Source organism: Shewanella livingstonensis, assembly GCF_003855395.1.
In the GTDB taxonomy this organism is placed as follows: Bacteria; Pseudomonadota; Gammaproteobacteria; order Enterobacterales; family Shewanellaceae; genus Shewanella; species Shewanella livingstonensis.
The window spans coordinates 1,769,916-1,793,169 of the sequence record NZ_CP034015.1; the positions used below are offsets into that span (position 1 = coordinate 1,769,916).

Consider the following 23,254-nt stretch of genomic DNA (forward strand, 5'->3'; position numbering starts at 1 on the left):
TGGGCATTTTTATAGGGATAACGCTCGCCTAATGATATTGACGGTTATTACTAATATGGTTAATACCAGTACGATTAATCCCATGTTCGACGATTATCATTTTGCTTTGCGCCAATGTTTTCTACTATACAAGTGATCAATTATGCCAGAATCAAAATCACCTAAAGATGGACTCAATGCCGATAATGAGCATGAATTTAGTCATTGGCAATTACCTGATATTACAAAAGATAACAGTTTAGAACCTTCAAATTTATTTGGTAAATTTTCTGAAGCTCATATTCCTGATCCCGTTACTGGGGCCGAAAAATCTATGGCGCCACCAACTATGGCGCAAATAGAAGATATCCGTGCAGCGGCAGAGCAAGAAGGTTTTGAGCAAGGTCAACAAGAAGGCCATCAACAAGGATTAGAGCAAGGGCGCTTAGAAGGGCTAGAGCAAGGCCATCAGCAAGGTTTTTCGCAAGGTGAACAACAAGGTTTAGAAGCGGGCCAAATTAAGGCCAATGAGCTTATTGAACAACTTAATCAAATTATTTCCCAATTTGAACTGCCATTATCAATATTAGATAACGAAATTGAAGCTGAACTGTTAGCCATGACAATAAGCTTAGCAAAGTCGGTAATTGGTCATGAATTAAAGACTCACCCTGAACATATATTATCGGCGTTACGCCAGGGTGTTGACGCGTTACCACTCAAAGAACAACGGGTTAAATTACGTTTTAGTCCAGACGATGCAGAACTTGTTAATCAATTTTACAGTACTGAACAGTTGCAAAAAAATCAGTGGCAAATTGATATTGATCCGACGTTATCAAATGGTGACTGTATGATTGAAAGTGTGCGTTCCTCTGTTGATTTACGTGTCGAACAACGTATTAACCAGGTATTTAGTGAACTGGACGCTCAGTCAAATCAGTTAGCCAAAACGGTACAACAGCAAAAAACCACAGATTCACAATATCAAACCACATCAGTCGATAATTTAAATGATTTTCAAAACGTTAATCAAGCGACTGACGGTATCGACACTATCGACAATAAAGACACTATCGATAATAAAGACAATAGCAACAGTACAGATACCATTGATAGTACGAGCAATAGTGAGTCTCTCTCAGCAGATACTGCCCCTCAGGTCGCAGATATTAGCGCGAACCCAGATGTTGCCAATGCGGCTGATACTGATGCATCTGTTAATACAAGCTCACAAGTTAATACCGCGGTAGCTGATACAGCGGATGATATTAAACAACAGACGAAAGACTTATCTCAAGGAACCAGTGATGAGCACTCGTCAACATAAGCTCCTCAATAAATTTGCGGTGCATCATAAACACGTGCTGCCGCTGCGACCTGTTGCCAGCGGCCAGTTAGTTAGGGTTGTTGGTTTAACGCTTGAGGCAACAGGCTGTCGTGCTCCTGTTGGCAGTTTATGCTCTATTGAAACCATGGTTGGTGAGTTGGTTGCCGAGGTTGTGGGGTTTGATGATTCATTACTATATTTAATGCCTATTGAAGAACTTAGAGGCGTATTACCCGGCGCACGTGTTAAACCGTTAGGTGAACAATCGGGTTTAAATGTCGGCTTGTCATTATTAGGCCGTGTATTAGACGGTAGTGGCGTGCCATTAGATGGTTTAGGTCCACTTAATACCGATCAACATGCTGCTCGGCATGGTCCTTACATTAATCCATTATCACGACGAGCGATTACTGAACCGCTGGATGTTGGTGTGCGCGCAATAAACTCTATGTTAACAGTAGGTAAAGGTCAGCGAATGGGCTTGTTTGCCGGTTCTGGTGTGGGTAAAAGTGTGCTGCTTGGCATGATGACACGAGGCTCTAAAGCCGACATTATTGTGGTGGGTTTAGTGGGTGAACGTGGTCGTGAAGTTAAAGAGTTTATTGAAGAAATTTTGGGTAAAGAAGGTCGCGCGCGTTCAGTTGTGGTGGCTGCGCCGGCAGATACGTCGCCGTTAATGCGTTTACGAGCCTGTGAAACGTCCACTCGTATCGCTGAGTATTTTCGTGATTTAGGTTACGATGTTTTATTGTTAATGGACAGTTTGACACGTTATGCCCAAGCACAACGAGAAGTGGCTCTTGCCGTTGGAGAGCCTCCGGCGACTAAAGGCTATCCGCCATCGGTATTTGCTAAGTTACCACGTTTGGTCGAACGAGCCGGTAATGGCGGTGCTGGCCAGGGGTCTATTACTGCTTTTTATACCGTACTAACAGAAGGCGATGATCAACAAGACCCGATTGCCGATGCGTCGCGAGCCATTTTAGATGGCCACATTGTATTATCTCGTCAGCTTGCCGATTCTGGCCATTATCCTGCTATTGATGTGGAAGCATCTATTAGCCGTGTCGCACCTATGGTGATCAGTGTTGAACATCTAGAAGCGATGCGTAAAGTTAAACAAATGTATTCTTTGTATCAACAAAACCGAGACCTTATTTCTATTGGTGCATATGCCCAAGGCAGCGATCCTCGAATTGATAATGCAATACGTTTACAACCGGCAATGAATGCTTTTTTACGCCAGGGATTTAAAGAGCCTGTGAGTTTTGAAGAAAGTCGAGTGATGTTGACTCAAATAGCCGCACAATGTCAGGGATAACCTAAATGAATCGAACTGACCCCTTATTAACGGTATTGAAGTTAGCCACGGCGGCTGAAGATCAAGCGGCATTACAGCTTAAATCTGCGCAATTTGAAAGACAAAAGCGTCAAGGTCAACTCGATGCTCTAAACAACTACCGCTTAGATTATATGAAACAGATGGAAGGGCATACTGGGACGACATTACGCGCTAACCAATATCATCAATTTCATCAGTTTATCCGCCAAGTGGATAGCGCTATTATTCAGCAAGTTGGTGCGGTTAAAGATGCCGAAAAACAAGTGGGTTATCGTCAAGTTCATTGGCAAGAAAAACAGCAAAAACGCAAAGCTGTTGAAATGTTGTTAGCCCAAAAAGCCACTAAAGCAAGGGTAATAGAAGCCAAACGTGAGCAAAAAATGTCAGATGAGTTTGCGATGCAACAATATATTCGTCGGAAACTTAAATAGTCCTTCAAGTGGTAATGTCCTTTAACACTAATATCGTATCACACACACTTATTGGCTAATCCCTTTGATTGTTGTCATCTAAAGAGGATCCAACCAATACGTGTTGGCATTTAAATTGCTTAATATTATTCATTGAAATATAAATCGTCAGCTAAGCGACAGTGAATCCTTCTTATGAGGTTTTTAAGAGGATGTTATGTATGTAGTGAAATAGACCTACATATAACCCATAGCGTTGGATTGCAGAGTTGTTTTTTAGACGATAAATTACCTAACCTTGTTTGATTGAGTGGAGCAGATTATGCAGCAGATGAGCAATATCTTACTTGGCAATAGCGGTAAACCTGCTGATGTAGGTGTAAAAGGGAACATGCAAGATGTTGAAAATACATCGTTCTTATCTGCTTTTAATCAAGCTAGTGAAGCCGAACTGGCTACAACGAACCGCGCGAGTAATGTGCCTGTATTGTTAGATGCGGAAGCAGAAAACATAGAGGCAAGCAATGCTCTTGAGCTATCTAGCGACGAAAATGCCGATGCTGAAATGATTTTTGCTCAGCTGAATATGGCAGATGCTATCAATAAACGTCATTCCTCTGGCGGAAATGAATTGCCGCATATCGATCAATCTGAGGTTTATGTTGACGAAACTTTTTCAACAGACCCCACAAACCGCAGCATTGTTGATAATGATGTTATTGAGTTGCCTGCAGACTTTGTGACGGTCAAAGAGGCTTTATCCCAGCTGAGTTCTGAAGAACTCGACAATTTAATGGCTTTTGCTGATTTATCAGTAAAAGATTTACAAGCACTAGATAAGCAAGCGTTAAGTGAGTTACTCAGTGACTTTACTCTACAAACCGCTGCTGTCGCTAACAGTGATGAATCTGCAGAAGGCAAACTTAACAGTACAGAACAACGCCAAATTGATGGTTCAGTTGTTACCAGTGCGGCCATTCAAAGCCAAGCCAATACTGCAAATCTTAATACAGCCAATCTTAATACCGTCAATATTAATGCTGCAGCTGCTAATTCTGATGTAGATCGCTCTTTTAGCTCTGCGGCTTCAGTGAGTTCTGCCCAAGGGATGACTGTCGATCCCAAGACTATTTTAGGTAATAGCACGGGTATTGATGGCAATATCCAATCAGAGACCGATACTACCAAAGTATTAGCAAAAGCTGATTTTTCTGTGGTACTCGATACCTTAGCGACAAAACGCGCCTCTGGAGATGCTTCAGCTAATGTCAATCCGGCTAATTTTGGATTAGATACTGTGACCGATATGAGTGACACTGACACCAAGGTGTTACAAAATCAGAGTAGCTTTACTCCTATACACAAAAGTGACGTGCCGCAATTCCAGTTATCGCTAAGACCACAAGGAGAGCCAGGCGCTCAAATGCAAGAGATGATCCAGCGTTTTTCTCCGGTAATGAAACAACAGTTAATAACCATGGTCAGTAATGGTATCCAACAAGCTGAAATTCGTCTTGATCCGCCAGAGCTCGGTCATTTAACGGTTAAAATTCAAATCCAAGGCGATCAAACTCAGGTGCAGTTTCATGTTGCTCATTCGCAGACCCGCGATATTGTAGAACAGGCCATGCCACGATTACGCGATATGCTTGCTCAAGAAGGGTTACAACTGACCGATAGTCATGTGTCTCAAGGTGGTGGCGGTAGTGAACAACAGCAAGAACAATCAGGACATCAAGCTGCAGGAGATGGCCAGCTGGACGAAATTTCAGCACAAGAGGTTAGCTTGATGACAAATCCATCAAGGAGTTTACATTCAGCTATAGATTATTATGCTTAAGCAGGTAACCTATAGCAATAATGTGACTTTTGAAGAATAGCGAGTTATATCGCTACGTTTTAATGTTAATCACAATGTTGATTAGGAACCATAATGGCTGAACAAGAATTAGAGTTAAATGAAACCCCTGAAGGCGGCAAGAAAAGCAACAAGCTGATTATATTTGGCGCTATTGGTTTGGTGCTGGCACTACTCATTGGCGGTGGGTTGTGGTTTTTTATGGGGTCGGACGAGCCTGCACCTACTGCAACAAACAGCGATGCCACTGCTGAAGCTGCTGCGCCAATAGTTAGTGCTGAGGCTGAATATGTTGGCATGCCAAGACCTTTTCTATTTAACTTACCCGGTGTTGATCGCGCTAGGCTGGTTGAAATAAAAGTTCAGTTAATGGTACGCGGCACTGATGATAGTGTGCTTATACAAAAGCATATTCCGTTGATTGAGGATGCATTATTAACAACTTTTAGTGCAGCTGATGTGCAAAAGTTGAGTACTCAAGTCGGAAAGGATGAGCTACGTCAGCTAGCGTTACTCAATGTTCAAAATACGCTGCAACCAATAACAGGCAAGAAAGTCGTTGAAAAAGTCCTGTTTACTGGCTTTGTAATGCAATAACCAAAAGCATTTACTGCTAAGGCAACGATGTGAGTGATTTATTAAGCCAAGATGAAATTGATGCGCTGTTGCATGGTGTTGATGATGTCGATGATGATGAGATTGAAGAGGACAGTGCCGATGCGCGTTCTTACGATTTCTCGTCTCAAGACCGAATTGTACGTGGACGTATGCCTACGCTTGAAATCGTTAATGAACGATTTGCTCGGCATTTACGCATCAGTATGTTTAACATGATGCGTCGTGCTGCTGAAGTGTCGATTAATGGCGTGCAAATGCTTAAGTTTGGCGAGTATGTGCATACTTTATTTGTGCCAACCAGTTTAAATATGGTGCGTTTTAGTCCTCTTAAGGGTACGGCGTTAATTACCATGGAAGCCCGTTTAGTCTTTATTCTGGTGGATAATTTCTTTGGTGGTGATGGCCGTTTTCATGCCAAAATTGAAGGCCGTGAATTTACCCCAACAGAACGCCGCATTGTACAGTTATTGCTTAAAATTATTTTTGAAGATTACAAAGAAGCATGGTCACCAGTAATGGATGTGGAGTTTGAGTATCTCGACTCTGAAGTGAATCCGGCAATGGCGAATATTGTTAGTCCAACAGAAGTTGTGGTCATTAATTCGTTCCATATTGAAGTTGATGGTGGTGGCGGTGATTTCCATATCACTATGCCGTATTCAATGATAGAACCCATCCGTGAGTTACTCGATGCCGGTGTTCAAAGTGATAAACAAGATACCGATATGCGCTGGTCGCAAGCATTACGTGATGAAATTATGGATGTGCAGGTCGGTTTTGATGTCAATGTTGTTGAGCATGAAGTGACATTACGTGATGTAATGGGCTTTAAAGCGGGCGATATTATTCCTATTGATTTACCTGAACATATTATGATGCGTATTGAAGGCTTACCGACTTATCGTTGTAAAATGGGTAAATCACGTGATAATTTAGCGTTAAAAATTAGTGAAAAAATCCCGCGGCCAGAAACAGTTAAAACAGAGCTGCAATTAGTGACTCGCAAAGGCAAGTCGCGTGATATTTCAGAGTTATAAGGTGAAGTAAATGAGCACAGAAGATACAGGTGATGACTGGGCTGCAGCCATGGCTGAGCAGGCTTTAGATGAAGCGGAACATGTTGAACTTGATGAGTTAGTTGATGACTCTAGGCCGATTACTAAAGAAGAAGCGGCTAAGTTAGATGGTATTTTAGATATTCCGGTCACTATTTCTATGGAAGTGGGACGCAGTTTTATCAGTATCCGTAATCTACTTCAGTTGAATCAAGGCTCGGTCGTCGAGCTTGATCGTGTTGCGGGTGAACCTTTGGATGTTATGGTTAATGGCACCTTGATTGCTCATGGTGAAGTTGTGGTAGTCAATGACAAATTTGGTATTCGTTTGACAGATGTCATTAGTCAAACAGAGCGAATTAAAAAGCTTAAATAATTTAAATTGTATTATAAACAATAATATAGCAAATATTAGCACGTGCTGAAGTTTGCTTGATTGGTTGCACTAACAAGGAATAGCAGTGGCGAATATAATACTAATGCTGAGCATTATGAGTGAGGCGTTAAGCGTCCCTGAAGTGTCTAGCACTCTAGCTAAAAATACCTCTGCTCACCCTGTTGAAGTGTCTAATGTGGCAACTTTGGCCAACATGGTTGGTGGATTAATTGTCGTATTAGCGCTTATTTTTTTGTTAGCTTATATTGTAAAACGCCTTAAGTTAGTGCCATCAAGTGGCGGTGTGATTAAAACGATTGCAGTGACTTCCATCGGCCAACGTGAAAAAGTGGTACTGGTGGAGGTTAATGGTCAGCAATATCTTCTAGGTGTTACTTCGCAACAAATAAATCTCATTGATAAATTAGCCACTCCCGTTGATGTTCCCGTATCTTCGTTTGCTAGTCGCCTAAAACTCGCTAAGGAACAGCAATAATGAATAAGTGCACTACTGTATTGATATTGGCAATGGTGGCGATAATTGCCATGGTAATATCCCCTTTAGCACTGGCTCAAGATGGGGTGTTACCCGCCTTAACGGTTACAACTGCTGCAGACGGAACCACTGAATATTCGGTAACTATGCAAATCTTATTGCTGATGACAGCAATGAGCTTTATCCCTGCTATGGTTATTATGCTTACTTCGTTTACTCGCATCATTGTGGTGTTATCGATATTAAGACAAGCGTTAGGCTTACAACAAACACCTTCTAATCAGGTACTGATTGGCATCAGTTTGTTTATGACATTTTTTATTATGGCGCCGGTTTTTGACAAAATTTATGCTGAAGCTGTCGAGCCTTATATCAATGAAACCATGACGTTAACGCAAGCTTATGATGTTGGCAAAGAGCCCATTAAAACATTTATGTTGTCGCAAGTTAGAACCACCGACTTACAAACATTCATTGAAATTTCCGGCTATAAAGATATTCAATCGCCAGAACAAACGCCTATGAGTGTGGTAATACCTGCATTTATTACCAGTGAATTGAAAACCGCTTTCCAAATTGGCTTTATGTTATTTGTACCTTTTTTAGTACTGGATTTAGTGGTCGCCAGTATTTTAATGGCTATGGGTATGATGATGTTGTCACCGATGATTGTGTCACTGCCCTTTAAAATCATGTTGTTTGTACTGGTTGATGGTTGGGGCTTAGTCATGGGCACGTTAGCGAATAGTTTCGGAATATAAGGCCACGTATTTATGTCTCCAGAATCGCTCATTGATATTTTTCGAGAAGCATTGTCAGTTATCGTACTGATTGTGTCAGCGATTATTTTACCCGGCTTGTTCATTGGTTTAATTGTCGCGGTATTTCAGGCTGCTACCTCAATTAATGAGCAAACCTTAAGTTTTTTACCACGTTTACTTGTGACGTTATTTGCGTTGATGTTTTTAGGCCATTGGCTAGTACAAACCATGATGGATTTCTTCTACGAGATGGTTAATCTCATTCCACAGGTTATAGGTTAAGTCATGGATATTTTGTTTGATGAAATCAGTCAAACAATTGCTGCTTATCTTTTGCCATTCTTTCGTATCTCTTCCATGCTTATGGTGATGGTGGTATTTGGCGCTAATACTACTCCCGCTCGAGTTCGGCTGATGTTATCCGTGGCGATAACAATGGCAGTTGCGCCTATTTTACCTCCGATTGAAAATGTCGAGTTAATGGCATTAAGCTCAGTTTTTGTGATTGCTCAGCAAATCTTAATTGGCGTCACTATGGGGTTTGTGACCCTAATGGTGATGCAAACCTTTGTGCTAACTGGGCAAATTATTGGTATGCAAACCAGTTTAGGTTTTGCCTCTATGGTCGACCCTGGCTCTGGTGAGCAAACACCAGTAGTGAGTAACTTTTTTCTATTATTAGCCACGTTAATCTTTTTGGCTGTAGATGGTCATTTACTCATGTTGCGGATGCTGGTGGCCAGTTTTGAAACCATTCCTATTTCAAATCAAGGCATTTCAATTGCCAATTACCGGGCCCTTGCTGATTGGGGCAGCTTCATGTTTGGTTCTGCATTAACGATGTCAATTTCGGCTATTGTTGCGTTGTTATTAATCAATTTGTCCTTTGGTGTGATGACTCGCGCCTCGCCTCAACTGAATATTTTCTCTATTGGTTTTCCGGTCACAATGGTCAGTGGTTTGTTGATTTTGTGGTTAACATTAGCACCTATCATGGCCCATTTTGATGAAGTGTGGATGGCTGCGCAGTTACTTATGTGTGATGTTCTGCAACTTCAATGTCAGCTTGATGGCTCAGTAGTATTCTAAGGGGCATGTATGGCAGAAAGTGACAGCGGTCAAGAACGCACAGAAGACCCCACATCCAAACGACTTGAGCAATCTCGAGAAAAAGGTCAAGTCGCTCGCTCTAAAGAGCTAGGCACGGCAGCGGTACTGCTTGCTGCGTCGGTTGGGTTTTCGATGACAGGACCGGCAATTGCCAAAAGCCTCTATAATATTATGAAGCAAATTTTCTCGATGGAGCGAGATCAAATTTTTGATACTAATTCCATGTTTCGGGTATGGGGAGTGGTGGGGGATGAGCTTGCCTGGCCGTTAATTAGCTTTATTGCTTTGCTAGCATTTGTGTCTTTTCTGGGTAACATTGTGTTGGGTGGCATATCTTTTTCTGTCAAAGCGTTTATGCCTAAAGGCAGTAAAATGAACCCGATGAACGGCTTTAAACGCATGTTTGGCACCCAGGCATTAGTTGAGTTAACAAAAGGCATAGCCAAGTTTTCAGTGGTAGCATTGTCGGCGTATTTTCTGCTTAGTTTTTACTTCTATGATATTTTGACCCTCTCTAGCGATCATCTTCCTGGTAATGTTTACCATGCTTTAGATTTGCTCGTTTGGATGTTTATTTTACTCTGCAGCTCGATGTTATTGATTGTGATTATTGATGTGCCATTTCAAATTTGGAATCACAATAAACAACTTAAAATGACTAAGCAGGAAGTCAAAGACGAATATAAAGACACTGAAGGTAAACCTGAAGTTAAAGGCCGGATAAGACAAATGCAGCAGGAGATGGCACAACGGCGCATGATGACCGAAGTACCTAATGCGGATGTTATTGTGGTTAACCCAGAGCATTATGCTGTGGCAGTTAAATACGATGTTAGTCGCTCATCTGCTCCTTATTTAATTGCTAAAGGTGTCGATGATGTTGCCTTTAGAATACGTGAAATTGCTCGGGAACATAACGTTGCTATTGTGTCGGCCCCGCCATTGGCTCGTGCTATTTACCATACCACTAAGATTGATCAACAAGTGCCAGAAGGTCTATTTACTGCTGTTGCGCAGGTATTGGCTTACGTATTCCAACTTAGGCAATATCAAAAAGGTAAAGGTCGTAGGCCAAAACCTATCCCGCTGAAACAACCCATACCAGATGATTTAAAGCATTAAAAAATAGTCTATCTTAGATAAATAATATTTATGGCTTAATTTTTGCTTTGTATGTTTGTTCGCGTCAAATAACAGTCCATTGACGCCGTGATCTGACATAAAGGGTTCATCTTAATATGGATGCAAAAGCAGCTTTTGGCCAAATGAAACAAATAAAAGTATCTACTTTTAAAGGGATCGGAACGCCTTTATTAGTACTTGCTGCGTTAGGTATGGTGGTTTTACCCATTCCTGCTTTTTTGCTAGATATTCTGTTTTCATTCAATATTGCGTTGGCTTTAGTGGTGCTTTTAGTTGCTATTTATGCTGACAGACCACTCGATTTCGCCGCTTTTCCTACCGTATTATTAATCGCAACGCTGCTCAGACTCGCGCTAAACGTCGCCTCTACCCGTATTGTACTGCTTGAAGGTCATAATGGTGGTGCCGCTGCGGGTAAAGTGATTGAGGCCTTTGGTTCTGTGGTCATTGGCGGCAATTATGCTGTTGGTTTAGTCGTGTTCATTATTTTGATTATTATTAACTTTGCTGTGGTAACTAAAGGTGCAGGGCGTATTGCTGAGGTGAGTGCTCGTTTTACTTTGGATGCTATGCCGGGTAAGCAAATGGCCATTGATGCTGATTTAAATGCTGGCACATTAACCCAAGATCAGGCGCGGATCCGCCGTGCTGAAGTGACTCGTGAGGCCGATTTCTACGGTGCGATGGATGGTGCTTCAAAGTTTGTTAAAGGTGATGCCATTGCAGGGATCATGATCTTAGTCATCAATATGATTGGTGGATTTGTGATTGGGATGATCCAGCATGGATTAGACTTTTCTAGTGCAGTTGAAATTTATACCTTACTGACCATCGGTGATGGTTTGGTAGCGCAAATTCCCGGTTTGTTGTTGTCTATTGCTGCGGCCTTAATGGTCACTCGTCAAAATGAGTCTGGCGATATGGGTCAAATGATGTTTAGTCAGATGTTTGACAGTCATAAATCATTAGCCATTGCAGCTGGGTTACTCTTTATCATGGGTATTGTGCCTGGAATGCCTCATGTGGCATTTTTGACCTTTGCCTTTATTACTGCTGGTGCCGCGTATTTTATCTACAAGCGTAATGTTGATAAAAAACAAACTGCACTGACATTGGCAACTAAAGGGCCAGTAGAAACTAAAGATAAAGAACCTAAAGATTTAAGCTGGGACGATGTGCGTCATGTTGATACGATTGGTCTTGAAGTGGGTTATCGCTTAATTCCATTGGTTGATAAGTCTCAAGGTGGTGAGTTATTAGGCCGAATCAAGGGTGTGCGTAAAAAGTTATCCCAAGAGTTAGGTTTTTTAGTGCCAGCGGTGCATATTCGTGACAATCTAGACTTATCACCTAATGCGTATCGTATTTCCTTGATGGGAGTAGTGGTAGGCGAGGCTGAAGTGAGGCATGACTGTGAGTTAGCGATTAACCCTGGCCAAGTTTACGGTAAACTTGATGGTATTGAAACTCGTGATCCCGCTTTTGGTTTAGAAGCGGTTTGGATAGCGCCAGAGCAACGTGAACATGCACAAACATTAGGCTATACCGTCGTCGATACCGCAACGGTTGTAGCCACTCACATAAGCCAGTTACTTACTAATAATGCGGCAAAACTATTAGGTTATGAAGAAGTGCAGCAGTTAATTGATATGCTTGCCAAGAACTCGCCTAAATTAGTTGATGGTTTTGTACCTGATGTGATGCAGCTAGGAACGGTCGTTAAAGTGATGCAAAACTTACTCAACGAAGGTGTTTCAGTTCGTGATCTACGCACCATAGTGCAGACATTGTTAGAATATGGTACCAAGAGTAATGACACTGAAGTATTAACTGCAGCAGTGCGTATAGCGCTAAAACGCATGATAGTACAAGAAATCTCGGGTCCAGAACTTGAAATCCCTGTCATTACATTGGCGCCAGAGTTGGAACAGATGTTGCATAAGTCTATGCAGGCTACCGGCGGCGAAGGACCTAATATTGAACCGGGCCTTGCAGAACGTATGCAGCAGTCTTTATTGGACGCTGCACAGAAGCAAGAAATGGTAGGGCAACCAGCCATTTTATTGACATCTGGTATGCTAAGGTCAACGCTGTCACGATTTGTTAAATACACTATTCCAAATTTACGAGTGATTTCTTATCAAGAAATACCAGACGAGAAACAGATTAGAATTGTTTCTGCTGTGGGCCAATAGTGATAACGTCAGTTTATAGAGGTGCGTAAGTGAAAATTAAACGATTTTTTGCCAAAGATATGCGCGCGGCATTGGCTCAGGTAAAAGAAACCTTAGGTTCTGACGCTGTCATTATGTCAAATAAAAAAGTCACCGGCGGAATTGAAATTGTTGCTGCTGTGGATTATGACGAGCCTAAAGCCGCTATTGCATCACAAGCACCAACGACCAGTTTTATGGATGTCAGTGACGACCAAGTCTCACTGGGTACCAAGCCTGCGATGAAAGTCCAATCTAAGGTTAATCCACCTCCGGCGGCTGATTCTTTACAGGCATTGCTTGAAAAGCAACATAACCGCATGAAGCAACAAATGTCTGTGCGTCAAGACGAACCTGAGTTACCAGAATGGGCGCGCCAATTACAAGGTGCTAAATCGGCCAAACCAGCATCAACTTCTCAATCGCAAATGGCTCCTGAACAAGCTAAAAAAACTAATAAAAACCAATCTGCCGATATGGATGCATTGCGTGAAGAGATGGCTTCACTACGAAGCTTATTGACTCATCAAGTATCATCTTTGATGAAGGACCAGAAAAAACGTACCGATCCTGTTGGTGCAATGCTTGAAAGTAAATTGATTGCGGCAGAGTTTTCTCCGGTAGTAGCTGCTAAACTGGCTGGATTAAGCCAGCACTATACGCCTGCAGATTTGGTGCGTGCATTACCGCAAAGTTTAGCTAACTTACTTGACAATCAAGGTGATGATATTGTTAAACGTGGTGGTGTTGTGGCATTTGTGGGACCTACTGGTGTAGGTAAAACAACGTCTTTAGCCAAAATTGCCGCCCGATTTGCTGCCCATCACGGCCCAGAGCAGGTCGCTTTGATTACCACAGATCATTACCGTATTGGTGCCTATGAGCAATTAGCCACTTACGGTAAAATAATGGGTTGTCCGGTCAAGCAAGCACATGATTTAACCGAATTAGAACAAATTCTCTATCAATTTAGAAATCGTAAGTTAGTATTAATTGATACCGCGGGTATGGGACAACGTGATATGCGTCTATATCAGCAACTTGATAATTTAACAGCAAATAGTAGGATCCCTATTCGGAGTTACTTAGTCTTATCTGCGACCGGCCAACGTCGCGTATTACAAGATGCTGTAGAACACTTTAAACGCATTCCATTATCAGGTGCAATTTTAACAAAGTTAGATGAATCAATATCAATTGCAGGTGCATTGAGCGTATTGATTCAAAATGAGTTACCATTAAGTTATGTTACTGACGGCCAACGTGTTCCTGAGGACATGAAAGTGGCTGATACGCTAGAGTTGGCTAAGCAGGCACTCTCGGCGTTAAATGAAACAGAACAACAATCGTCACAAGACACAGTGTGGTCTAATGACACAGCCTATGCATTTGAGTAAAGATATGACTCGGGATCAAGCAAGTGGTTTACGTATGATGAATCAACCAAATAACGATAAAGTTAAAGTCATTGCCGTATCCGGTGGTAAAGGCGGAGTGGGTAAAACGAGTGTGTCAATTAATACTGCCGTTGCATTAGCTGAAAAAGGCAAACGTGTATTAGTACTTGATGCTGATTTAGGTTTAGCCAACGTCGATGTCATGCTCGGGATCCGTGCTGAGAAAAATTTATCTCATGTTTTGTCCGGAGATGCCGAATTAGATGACATCATAGTACGCGGACCTAAAGGTATTGGCATTGTTCCAGCGACATCAGGTTCGCAAGCGATGGTTGAGTTGTCGCCAGCACAGCATGCAGGGTTAATACGTGCATTCAGTGAAATGCGTACTCAGTTCGATATTTTAATTGTCGATACTGCTGCCGGTATATCTGACATGGTGCTGAGTTTTTCTCGTGCATCACAAGATGTATTAATTGTTGTATGCGATGAACCGACATCGATTACCGATGCTTATGCATTGATTAAAATCCTAAGTCGTGAGCATGGCGTGTTCCACTTCAAAATTGTGGCAAATATGGTGCGTAGTTTACGAGAAGGTATGGAATTATTTGCTAAACTCAGTAAAGTGACGGATAGATTTCTAGATGTTGCTTTAGAACTAGTGGCAACAATACCGTTTGATGAGAATTTACGTAAAGCTGTTCGTAAGCAAAAGCTAGTTGTTGAGGCGTTTCCTAAATCACCTTCTGCTATTGCTTTCCATGGATTAGCCAATAAAATTATGACTTGGCCGGTTCCACAACAACCAGGCGGTCATTTAGAGTTCTTTGTTGAACGTCTTGTACAACGTAAGCCGATACAAGAAGGAAGAACGGGTGAATAAAGCCGCAGCGTATACTCAATTCGATAACAAAACGTCTATTGTTGAACAGTATGCACCGTTGGTAAAAAGAATTGCTCATCATATGCTGGCAAGATTACCTGCATCGGTGCAACTTGATGATTTATTACAAGCTGGAATGATGGGGTTACTTGAGGCTTCATCTAAATTTGATAACAGCAAAGGGGCTAAGTTTGAAACCTTTGCTGGTATTAGGATCCGTGGTGCTATGATCGACGAAATTCGACGTGGTGATTGGGTTCCTCGTTCTGTTCATCGCAATAATCGTCGTGTCGCACAAGTGATTGATGAATTAGGGCAGCAATTTGGGCGTGATGCTAATGATACAGAAATTGCTGAAAAGCTTGATATGTCACTCGATGAGTACCATCATATATTAAATGATGTTTCTGTGGGTAAAATCATAGGCATAGAAGATCTTGGTGTTTCGCAAGATGTGTTAATCACAGATAATGAAACACCAGATGAGGCCTTTGACTCACTTGCTGAAATTCAATTCCAATCTGCATTGGTTGAAGCAATTAAGACATTGCCAGAAAGAGATGCGCTAGTGTTGTCGTTATATTACGATGAGGCGCTAAATTTAAAAGAAATCGGTGCCATCCTTGAAGTTAGTGAATCGCGAGTTAGCCAGATATTAAGTCAGGCAATGCTCAGATTAAAAGCGAAACTCAAGCATTGGACACAAGAATAATAACTAATTAGAGCAAACGAGTGTCAGCTCACCGGAGGAAACCTTGGACAAGAATATGAAGATTCTTATTGTTGACGATTTTTCAACAATGAGGCGTATCATTAAGAACTTGTTGCGAGATTTGGGATTTAATAATACCCAAGAAGCAGATGATGGCTCAACAGCCCTACCTATGTTGCAAAAAGGCGATTTTGATTTTGTAGTAACAGACTGGAACATGCCAGGAATGCAAGGTATTGATTTGCTTAGAGCAATTCGTGCTGATGACTCATTAAAGCATTTACCTGTATTGATGGTAACCGCAGAGGCTAAGCGTGAACAGATTATTGCTGCAGCGCAAGCTGGTGTAAATGGTTATGTGGTAAAACCTTTCACAGCCGCTACGTTAAAAGAAAAGCTAGATAAAATCTTTGAACGACTAGCATAAGCAAGGATAAGTCATGCAGGCATCAATATCGGGGTTAATCTCCCTCGAGCAGGCCCAGGAACTTGTTGAATTGCTTACTTTAGGTCAGCAAGATAAAGCTGATGATGTTATCAGAGAGCTTGCAACGCCTTTGCAGCGCGAGCTTTTTGAAGAAGTCGGTAAATTAACTCGACAACTCCATAGTGCACTAAAAGATTTTCAAGTTGATAACCGCTTATCTGAATTAGCTAATACCGAAATACCTGATGCTAAAGAAAGATTGAACTATGTTATCGATATGACAGAGCAAGCTGCAAATAAAACTATGGATGCAGTTGAAGAATGTCTACCTTTGGCCGATACCATCATTAGCAATATACAATCAATGACCCCCATGTGGGACAAATTGATGCGTCGCGATATCGAATTAGGTGAATTTAAATCGCTTTGTCACGATGTTCAGCAGTTTATGTTACACAGCGAGAATGATTCTAATCGTCTTCGCGAGCTGTTAAACGAAATTTTGATGGCACAAGACTTCCAAGATTTAACTGGTCAAATGATCCGTCGAGTGATTGATTTAGTTCGTGAAGTTGAAAATAATTTGGTCTCAATGTTAACGGTATTTGGTGATCATACTACTGAATCATTACCAACTATAAACGATAATAAAATAGAAGCAGAAGGTCCCATCATGCATGCTGAGCTGCGTGAAGATGTGGTGACAGGTCAAGATGAAGTAGACGATCTGCTATCAAGTCTGGGTTTCTAACTAGGAGTCAATTTAATGTCCTTTGATGTTGATGAAGAGATACTCCAGGACTTTTTAATTGAAGCTGGTGAGATTTTAGAGCTTCTACAGGAGCAGCTTGTTGCTCTTGAAAATAATCCTGATGACAGTGATTTACTTAATGCTATTTTCCGTGGATTCCATACCGTTAAAGGTGGGGCTGGTTTTTTAAGCCTAAAGCCAATGGTTGACGTTTGTCACGAAGCAGAAAATACGTTCGACCTATTACGCACCGGTAAGCGCGGCGTAAATGCAGAGTTAATGGATATTATTTTGCAAGCGGTCGATGCCATTAATACCATGTTCGCTCAAACTCAACAGGGACAGCAACAAGACCCTGCAGATTCAACGTTACTTGCTAAACTTAAATTGTTAAGTTCAGGAGCTCCATTACCTTCAGAAATGACGGCGGGAGAATCAGAACCTATAGAAAATATTGTTGAGTTTAACGAGCCTGAAGTCATTGAAGATATTAGCACTCCATCTGCGGCAATTTCCGGTTCTAGCAGTATTGATGAAATTGATGAGTTAGAATTTGAAGCTTTACTTGATGCTTTACATGGCACGGGTAAAAGTCCAGTTGCATCGAATAAACCTTCTGAAGCCAAAAAAGACAATATTGGTTCAAAACCAGCAACGTCAATAAAAAGTAGCGGCGAAATTACTGATGATGAGTTTGAAGCATTATTAGATGAATTACACGGTTCAGGTTCGTTCAAAGCTAAATCAGAACCGGTTGTTGCAGCTAAACCGGCTAGTTCTCCTATTGTTGAGCCACTAGTTGATTCTGATGAAATTACTGATGATGAATTTGAACGCCTTTTAGATGAATTACACGGTAAAGGCACTGCACCAGCAGTTAAAGCGACATCAGCTCCTGTCGCCGTTGAAGCGAATAAAGCAGTATTACCTCCCCAGGCAGTCAAGCCACCAGTTCCAGTTGCTAAACCGGTTGTACCATCTGTACCGGCAGTTGCTCCGAAGATTGAACCTATAAAAGATAAAGCTCCTGTTAAAGCAGCTTCTGTTCCGCAAGGTGAGACAACTGTTCGCGTTGATACTGCTCGTTTAGACCAAATCATGAACATGGTAGGTGAGTTGGTATTGGTTCGTAACCGACTTGTTAGTTTAGGCATATCTCGTGAAGATGAAGAAATGTCCAAGGCTCTTGCAAACCTCGATTTAGTGACAGCTGATCTACAAGGTGCGGTGATGAAAACCCGCATGCAACCTATTAAGAAAGTGTTTGGTCGCTTCCCAAGAGTTGTTCGTGATTTAGCTCGAACCTTGAATAAAGAAATTGATTTAATCATGATTGGTGAAGATACCGATCTTGATAAAAATTTAGTTGAGGCGTTAGCCGATCCTTTAGTTCACTTGGTGCGAAACTCAGTCGATCACGGTATTGAAATGCCGATTACTCGTGAAGCGAGTGGTAAATCTCGGACGGGTACCATTACCTTATCGGCTAGCCAAGAGGGCGATCACATCCTGCTTAAAATTGAGGATGATGGCGCAGGAATGGATCCCGAGAAGCTAAAACAAATTGCCATAAGTCGCGGTGTTTTAGATGAAGATGCCGCCTCGAGAATGACCGATAACGAAGCTTACAACCTAATTTTTGCTCCTGGTTTTTCAACCAAAGTTGAAATTTCAGATATTTCAGGTCGTGGTGTCGGTATGGATGTGGTGAAAACCCGTATCAACCAACTAAACGGTACTGTTTATATTGATTCAATGAAAGGTAAGGGCACGGTACTTGAAATTAAAGTGCCATTAACCTTGGCGATCATGCCAACATTAATGGTTGATGTGTCTAACCAAGTTTTCGCACTACCGTTATCAAGTGTGAATGAAATTTTTAATTTAGATTTAACAAAAACAAATATTGTTGATGGTCAGTTGACGGTTATTTTCCGTAACAAAGCTGTACCATTATTTTATCTAGAGCATTGGCTACATAGCAAAAAAACAACATTTAAACATGGTGATAAGAAACATGGTCATGTGGTTATTGTTCAGCTTGGTACCATGCAAATTGGTTTTGTTGTTGATGCACTAATTGGCCAAGAAGAAGTGGTCATTAAACCTCTCGGTAGTATGCTACAAGGTACACCAGGCATGGCGGGTGCGACAATTACATCAGATGGTGGCATTGCACTCATTTTAGATGTGCCTGGACTACTAAAACATTACGCAAAAAGTAAAAAATAATAATAAAAGTTCCATTATTTAAGGAATTAAATGGCCATAAAAGTACTAGTTGTAGATGATTCTAGCTTTTTTCGACGTCGAGTCAGTGAGATTGTTAATCAAGATCCTGAACTCGAAGTTGTTGCCGTTGCTGTTAACGGCAAAGAAGCTGTTGATATGGCTGCAAAATTAAAGCCTCAAGTCATTACGATGGATATTGAAATGCCTGTTATGGACGGTATTACTGCTGTCCGTGAAATTATGGCTAACAATCCTACGCCTATTTTAATGTTTTCATCGCTAACTCATGATGGTGCCAAAGCAACGCTAGATGCGTTAGAAGCTGGTGCATTGGACTTTCTGCCCAAACGTTTTGAGGATATAGCGACTAATAAAGACGATGCGATACTGTTGTTACAGCAACGAATAAAAGCATTAGGTCGACGTAGGATGTATCGTTCAAGCTCATTAACATCTAGCGCTATCAACGTACCTGAACCTCGTCGAGCTGTGGCTGCTACGGATGCACTTACGCCTCGTCGACCATTAAGTAGTCGTTTGACGTCAACTGCTTCAACAATGCCTCCAGTAGTTGCTCGTTCCAGTTTATCTGGTACATCGACTGAGCGTTCTCCTGCAAATTCAATAACGTCATCATTATCGTCTATTCGCGCCAGCGGTAAGCAATATAAAGTGTTATTAATTGGCACATCTACGGGTGGACCGGTCGCATTGCAGAAGGTATTAACTGCATTTCCAGCCAATTATCCTCATCCTATCGTGTTAATCCAACATATGCCTGCTGCGTTTACTCCAGCATTTGCAGCACGTTTAAATACCTTGTGCAAAATTGATGTTAAAGAGGCTGAAAATGGTGATGTTATGCGTCCTGGTTGTGCTTATTTAGCACCAGGAGGTATGCAACTGATGATTGAACGAAATGGTATTACTGGAAGGCTCAAAGTTATTCCAGGAACCCCTGAAATGAATTATAAACCCTGCGTTGATATTACTTTTGCGTCAGCATCTAAAGCCTTTAATGGTGATGTTTTAGCTGTGGTGTTAACCGGTATGGGGGCTGACGGTAGAGAAGGGGCCAGAATGTTAAAGTCTGTTGGCGCGACTATTTGGGCACAAGATGAAGCAAGCTGTGTGGTATATGGTATGCCACAAGCCGTGGCATCAGCAGGTATCTCAACTCACTCTATTTCCTTAGATAATATGGCTGAAGCTATTTTAAAAGAGTCTAGTCGTGGCTAAGCCTGAGTATTCATTACAAACAAAGCAAATGCTGGGTTTTTTTCTATCCTTTATTACTATCATTGTATTGGCGGGTTTGTATGTTGATGCTCATCAAAAGGCCACGCTATTAGAGCAAGAAGTAGTACGTTTAACCGCATCCCAAGTGTTATTAATGGTACCAGAAGATCAAGCAGCTAATATTGCTAACTGGCTAACTCAGCATCCTGAACAAACTCAAGCCATTATAGCGTCTGCAGGAAAGGAGCAAGCGCAAAGTGTGTTGTTTGGACCAGGTGCTTTGGTTGGCGCACAGGTTACTAATGTTGATAAAGTTAAGCATGATACTGATGCACCAGCGGCACACAATGATCAAGAGGTCATAGTGTCAGAAGATGCTCAAGGAGTTAAGGTTATTCGTTTACCAAATGGCGGTATCCGTGTCACCACCCGTGATGATAAACAACACAAATAGTAGTCAATATTCCATAACAGCATCATTATAATAAGTTGAGAGGCTTTTTTGAAAGTATGGACGGTAGCTAACCAAAAAGGTGGCGTTGGTAAAACCACCACAGTAGCCAGTTTAGCCGGGGCATTGGTTAAGCGCGGCCAACGAGTGCTTATTATTGATACCGATCCTCATGCTTCATTGGGTTATTATTTAGGTATTGATTCAGACGAAGTGCCTTGTTCGCTTTATGATGTGTTTTTGAATCATCAGACACTTACTCAAGAATTTATTCTACAAAATGTTATTCCCACTCAAATCGAGGGGCTTGATCTAATCCCGGCTAACATGGCGTTAGCTACACTTGATAGGTCATTAGGCCATCAGGAAGGTATGGGGTTGGTTCTGCGTAATTTGTTGGCATTACTGGAAGATAAATATGATGTGGCTATTATTGATTGCCCGCCAGTATTAGGGGTATTAATGGTTAATGCATTAGCGGCAAGCCAGCACATTATTATCCCAGTCCAGACAGAGTTTTTGGCCATAAAAGGCCTCGAGCGGATGGTCAAAACCATGGATATTATGGGACGGTCTAAGAAAACTCGTTACAGCTTTACCGTATTGCCAACTATGTATGATAAGCGAACTAAAGCTTCTCCAATAGCACTGCAATTTTTGCAAGACAACTACAGCTCAACACTTTGGCCTAACGATGTCATACCTGTAGATACTAAATTTAGAGATGCCAGTTTGGCTCATTTACCTGCATCACATTATTCAGCCAGTAGCCGAGGTGTTAAAGCCTATAATCGCTTACTGGATTTTTTATTTTCTCAGGAGTTTACCCATGTCAAAATCGGTTGATGAAACTGTTTTTGATTATTTCAGTCTTTTACTGCAGGAACCGCCTAAATCGATTCCTGAGCAAAGCCTTGAGGTAAAACAAGCTATTTCTGTGACCCCTGTTAATGATATCGCCAATAAAACGTCAAATATTAGCGAGGACAAAACCACTGCCACAGATGCATCAGCAATACCTATATCCACTCATTATTCACAACAAATATTGCCTAAGGTTTCATCACCTATAACCAGTCAATGGCAGTATGCACCGCCGACAACCAATGTTGATAAAATGGCGCTTGAAAAATTATTATCTGCAGTCTCTAAACCCAATGCAGAAACTGATTTATCACAACAGATTAAAGCAAGTGCTGAACGTGTTCGTCAGGCTATCACTCATATTGAGCCTAAAACGGCTGTTAATGATACAAAAACACCAGAAATAGTACTAACGGATAAAGAAATCAATCCGTTAGTCGATATAAACAATAACGAAAGTTCACACGCTGATATAAAAGACGCTATCATTAAGCATGATCAGTTAGTACAGCTATCGTCAGCACATGAGCATACTACGCCAGACACTCAGGCAGGGTATCAACCGCCTAGTATTACCCATGATCTACAAGAAGTACTTGATGATGAATTTCAAGTGTTATTCTTCAATGTCGCGGGGTTAACGTTAGCGGTGCCGCTGGTAAGTTTGGGTGGGATTATTAAAATTGACAAAATAAACCACCTAATTGGTAGGCCTTCTTGGTTTAAAGGGGTGCAAACCCACCGAGATAGTAAAATAAATGTGGTTGATACCTGTGCATGGGTAATGCCTGAAAAGTATTCTCCTGAATTAGCACAAACGGTAAATTATCAATATATTGTTATGCTTGAAGATAGTCAGTGGGGATTAACGTGCGAATCGTTAGTTAACGCCGTTAAAATAGATAAATCACACGTCAATTGGCGTGAAAAACCGGGTAAGCGCCCTTGGCTTGCCGGGGTAGTAAAACAACAAATGTGTGGCATTTTACATGTGCAAGCATTAATCAAAATGCTTGATGCAGGTTTAGGTTGTCAGGATTCGATTGACCGAGGTTAACTATGAGCGATTCTAGAAGTGTAGCAGCGGTTGCTGCAGGTAAAGACGATGCAGTATTACAATGGGTAACATTTAAGTTAGACAATGAGACCTACGGCATTAACGTAATGCAGGTTCAAGAAGTATTACGTTATACCGAAATTGCTCCTGTACCAGGCGCACCTGATTATGTGTTGGGGATTATTAACCTTCGCGGAAACGTAGTCACGGTTATCGATACTCGCTCACGTTTTGGTTTACAATCTGCTGAATTAGACGATTCGACACGTATTGTAATTATTGAAGCTGAAAAACAAGTGATTGGCATTTTAGTTGATAGCGTAGCTGAAGTGGTTTATCTACGTCGTTCAGAAATAGATAATGCCCCTAACGTGGGTACTGAAGAAAGTGCCAAATTTATCCAGGGCGTGAGTAATCGCGATAATGAACTATTAATTTTAGTTGATCTAGATAAATTATTATCTGACGATGAGTGGGTTGAATTAACTCAAATTTAATCGCATTATAACGAAAAAAGCCAACCGAATAGCTGTTGGCTTTTTGCTTT

24 protein-coding genes are annotated in these 23,254 nt (G+C 41.5%); all 24 read left to right on the forward strand.

All coding sequences use genetic code 11. The features are described 5' to 3' along the window. Positions 1–142 precede the first annotated feature (142 nt). The 24 genes from fliH (at position 143) to EGC82_RS07800 (ending at position 23,204) form a co-directional block, all read left to right on the forward strand. Entirely contained in the window at positions 143–1,309 is a 1,167-nt protein-coding gene (fliH, locus tag EGC82_RS07685) for a flagellar assembly protein FliH (RefSeq protein ID WP_124730243.1), read from the forward strand. Next, a complete protein-coding gene (gene fliI, locus EGC82_RS07690; RefSeq protein WP_124730244.1) occupies positions 1,290–2,630 on the forward strand; it encodes a flagellar protein export ATPase FliI in 1,341 nt (446 codons plus the stop codon). Before fliH ends, fliI begins: the two co-directional genes overlap by 20 nt. 5 nt (positions 2,631–2,635) lie before the next feature. Next, positions 2,636–3,082, forward strand: coding sequence for a flagellar export protein FliJ (gene fliJ, locus EGC82_RS07695; RefSeq protein ID WP_124730245.1), 447 nt, complete (start codon positions 2,636–2,638; stop codon positions 3,080–3,082). Positions 3,083–3,383: 301 nt separating this feature from the next. Beyond that, on the forward strand, positions 3,384–4,901 hold the full coding sequence (locus tag EGC82_RS07700; protein WP_244212554.1) for a flagellar hook-length control protein FliK: 1,518 nt from the start codon (positions 3,384–3,386) through the stop codon (positions 4,899–4,901). A 93-nt stretch (positions 4,902–4,994) separates the two neighbouring features. Beyond that, positions 4,995–5,516, forward strand: coding sequence for a flagellar basal body-associated protein FliL (fliL, locus tag EGC82_RS07705; protein WP_124730246.1), 522 nt, complete (start codon positions 4,995–4,997; stop codon positions 5,514–5,516). 29 nt (positions 5,517–5,545) lie between these two features. Beyond that, positions 5,546–6,574, forward strand: coding sequence for a flagellar motor switch protein FliM (fliM, locus tag EGC82_RS07710; RefSeq protein ID WP_124730247.1), 1,029 nt, complete (start codon positions 5,546–5,548; stop codon positions 6,572–6,574). Positions 6,575–6,584: 10 nt separating this feature from the next. Next, the gene (gene fliN / locus EGC82_RS07715) at positions 6,585–6,968 is read left to right on the forward strand and encodes a flagellar motor switch protein FliN (RefSeq protein WP_124730248.1); all 384 of its coding nucleotides are present in this window, start codon (positions 6,585–6,587) and stop codon (positions 6,966–6,968) included. Between the two features lie 115 nt (positions 6,969–7,083). Further along, the gene (fliO, locus tag EGC82_RS07720) at positions 7,084–7,464 is read left to right on the forward strand and encodes a flagellar biosynthetic protein FliO (RefSeq protein ID WP_415837563.1); all 381 of its coding nucleotides are present in this window, start codon (positions 7,084–7,086) and stop codon (positions 7,462–7,464) included. A gap of 32 nt (positions 7,465–7,496) precedes the next feature. After that, on the forward strand, positions 7,497–8,225 hold the full coding sequence (gene fliP, locus EGC82_RS07725) for a flagellar type III secretion system pore protein FliP (RefSeq protein WP_164839202.1): 729 nt from the start codon (positions 7,497–7,499) through the stop codon (positions 8,223–8,225). A 12-nt stretch (positions 8,226–8,237) separates the two neighbouring features. Next, on the forward strand, positions 8,238–8,507 hold the full coding sequence (gene fliQ, locus EGC82_RS07730; protein ID WP_124016935.1) for a flagellar biosynthesis protein FliQ: 270 nt from the start codon (positions 8,238–8,240) through the stop codon (positions 8,505–8,507). Positions 8,508–8,510: 3 nt separating this feature from the next. After that, a complete protein-coding gene (fliR, locus tag EGC82_RS07735; RefSeq protein WP_124730251.1) occupies positions 8,511–9,314 on the forward strand; it encodes a flagellar biosynthetic protein FliR in 804 nt (267 codons plus the stop codon). Between the two features lie 9 nt (positions 9,315–9,323). Continuing rightward, a complete protein-coding gene (gene flhB, locus EGC82_RS07740; RefSeq protein WP_124730252.1) occupies positions 9,324–10,457 on the forward strand; it encodes a flagellar biosynthesis protein FlhB in 1,134 nt (377 codons plus the stop codon). Positions 10,458–10,573: 116 nt separating this feature from the next. Continuing rightward, the gene (gene flhA / locus EGC82_RS07745; protein WP_124730253.1) at positions 10,574–12,673 is read left to right on the forward strand and encodes a flagellar biosynthesis protein FlhA; all 2,100 of its coding nucleotides are present in this window, start codon (positions 10,574–10,576) and stop codon (positions 12,671–12,673) included. Between the two features lie 29 nt (positions 12,674–12,702). Continuing rightward, entirely contained in the window at positions 12,703–14,088 is a 1,386-nt protein-coding gene (gene flhF / locus EGC82_RS07750) for a flagellar biosynthesis GTPase FlhF (RefSeq protein ID WP_124730254.1), read from the forward strand. Positions 14,089–14,092: 4 nt separating this feature from the next. Then, on the forward strand, positions 14,093–14,974 hold the full coding sequence (locus EGC82_RS07755) for a MinD/ParA family protein (RefSeq protein WP_124732590.1): 882 nt from the start codon (positions 14,093–14,095) through the stop codon (positions 14,972–14,974). Continuing rightward, the gene (locus EGC82_RS07760) at positions 14,967–15,686 is read left to right on the forward strand and encodes an RNA polymerase sigma factor FliA (protein ID WP_124730255.1); all 720 of its coding nucleotides are present in this window, start codon (positions 14,967–14,969) and stop codon (positions 15,684–15,686) included. Before EGC82_RS07755 ends, EGC82_RS07760 begins: the two co-directional genes overlap by 8 nt. 43 nt (positions 15,687–15,729) lie before the next feature. Further along, entirely contained in the window at positions 15,730–16,113 is a 384-nt protein-coding gene (cheY, locus tag EGC82_RS07765) for a chemotaxis response regulator CheY (protein ID WP_011919599.1), read from the forward strand. 13 nt (positions 16,114–16,126) lie between these two features. After that, the gene (locus EGC82_RS07770; RefSeq protein WP_124730256.1) at positions 16,127–16,864 is read left to right on the forward strand and encodes a protein phosphatase CheZ; all 738 of its coding nucleotides are present in this window, start codon (positions 16,127–16,129) and stop codon (positions 16,862–16,864) included. Positions 16,865–16,879: 15 nt separating this feature from the next. Beyond that, on the forward strand, positions 16,880–19,096 hold the full coding sequence (locus tag EGC82_RS07775) for a chemotaxis protein CheA (RefSeq protein WP_124730257.1): 2,217 nt from the start codon (positions 16,880–16,882) through the stop codon (positions 19,094–19,096). A gap of 30 nt (positions 19,097–19,126) precedes the next feature. Beyond that, on the forward strand, positions 19,127–20,335 hold the full coding sequence (locus EGC82_RS07780; RefSeq protein ID WP_124730258.1) for a protein-glutamate methylesterase/protein-glutamine glutaminase: 1,209 nt from the start codon (positions 19,127–19,129) through the stop codon (positions 20,333–20,335). After that, positions 20,328–20,789 carry a membrane anchored protein in chemotaxis locus gene (locus EGC82_RS07785; protein WP_244212555.1) on the forward strand — a complete coding sequence of 154 codons (462 nt, stop codon included), beginning with the start codon at positions 20,328–20,330 and terminating at the stop codon, positions 20,787–20,789. Before EGC82_RS07780 ends, EGC82_RS07785 begins: the two co-directional genes overlap by 8 nt. Positions 20,790–20,837: 48 nt before the next feature. Next, a complete protein-coding gene (locus tag EGC82_RS07790; RefSeq protein ID WP_124730259.1) occupies positions 20,838–21,632 on the forward strand; it encodes a ParA family protein in 795 nt (264 codons plus the stop codon). Then, a complete protein-coding gene (locus EGC82_RS07795; protein WP_124730260.1) occupies positions 21,616–22,707 on the forward strand; it encodes a chemotaxis protein CheW in 1,092 nt (363 codons plus the stop codon). The genes EGC82_RS07790 and EGC82_RS07795 overlap by 17 nt, the downstream gene beginning before the upstream one ends. A 2-nt stretch (positions 22,708–22,709) precedes the next feature. Then, the gene (locus EGC82_RS07800; RefSeq protein ID WP_124730261.1) at positions 22,710–23,204 is read left to right on the forward strand and encodes a chemotaxis protein CheW; all 495 of its coding nucleotides are present in this window, start codon (positions 22,710–22,712) and stop codon (positions 23,202–23,204) included. Positions 23,205–23,254: the final 50 nt, after the last annotated feature.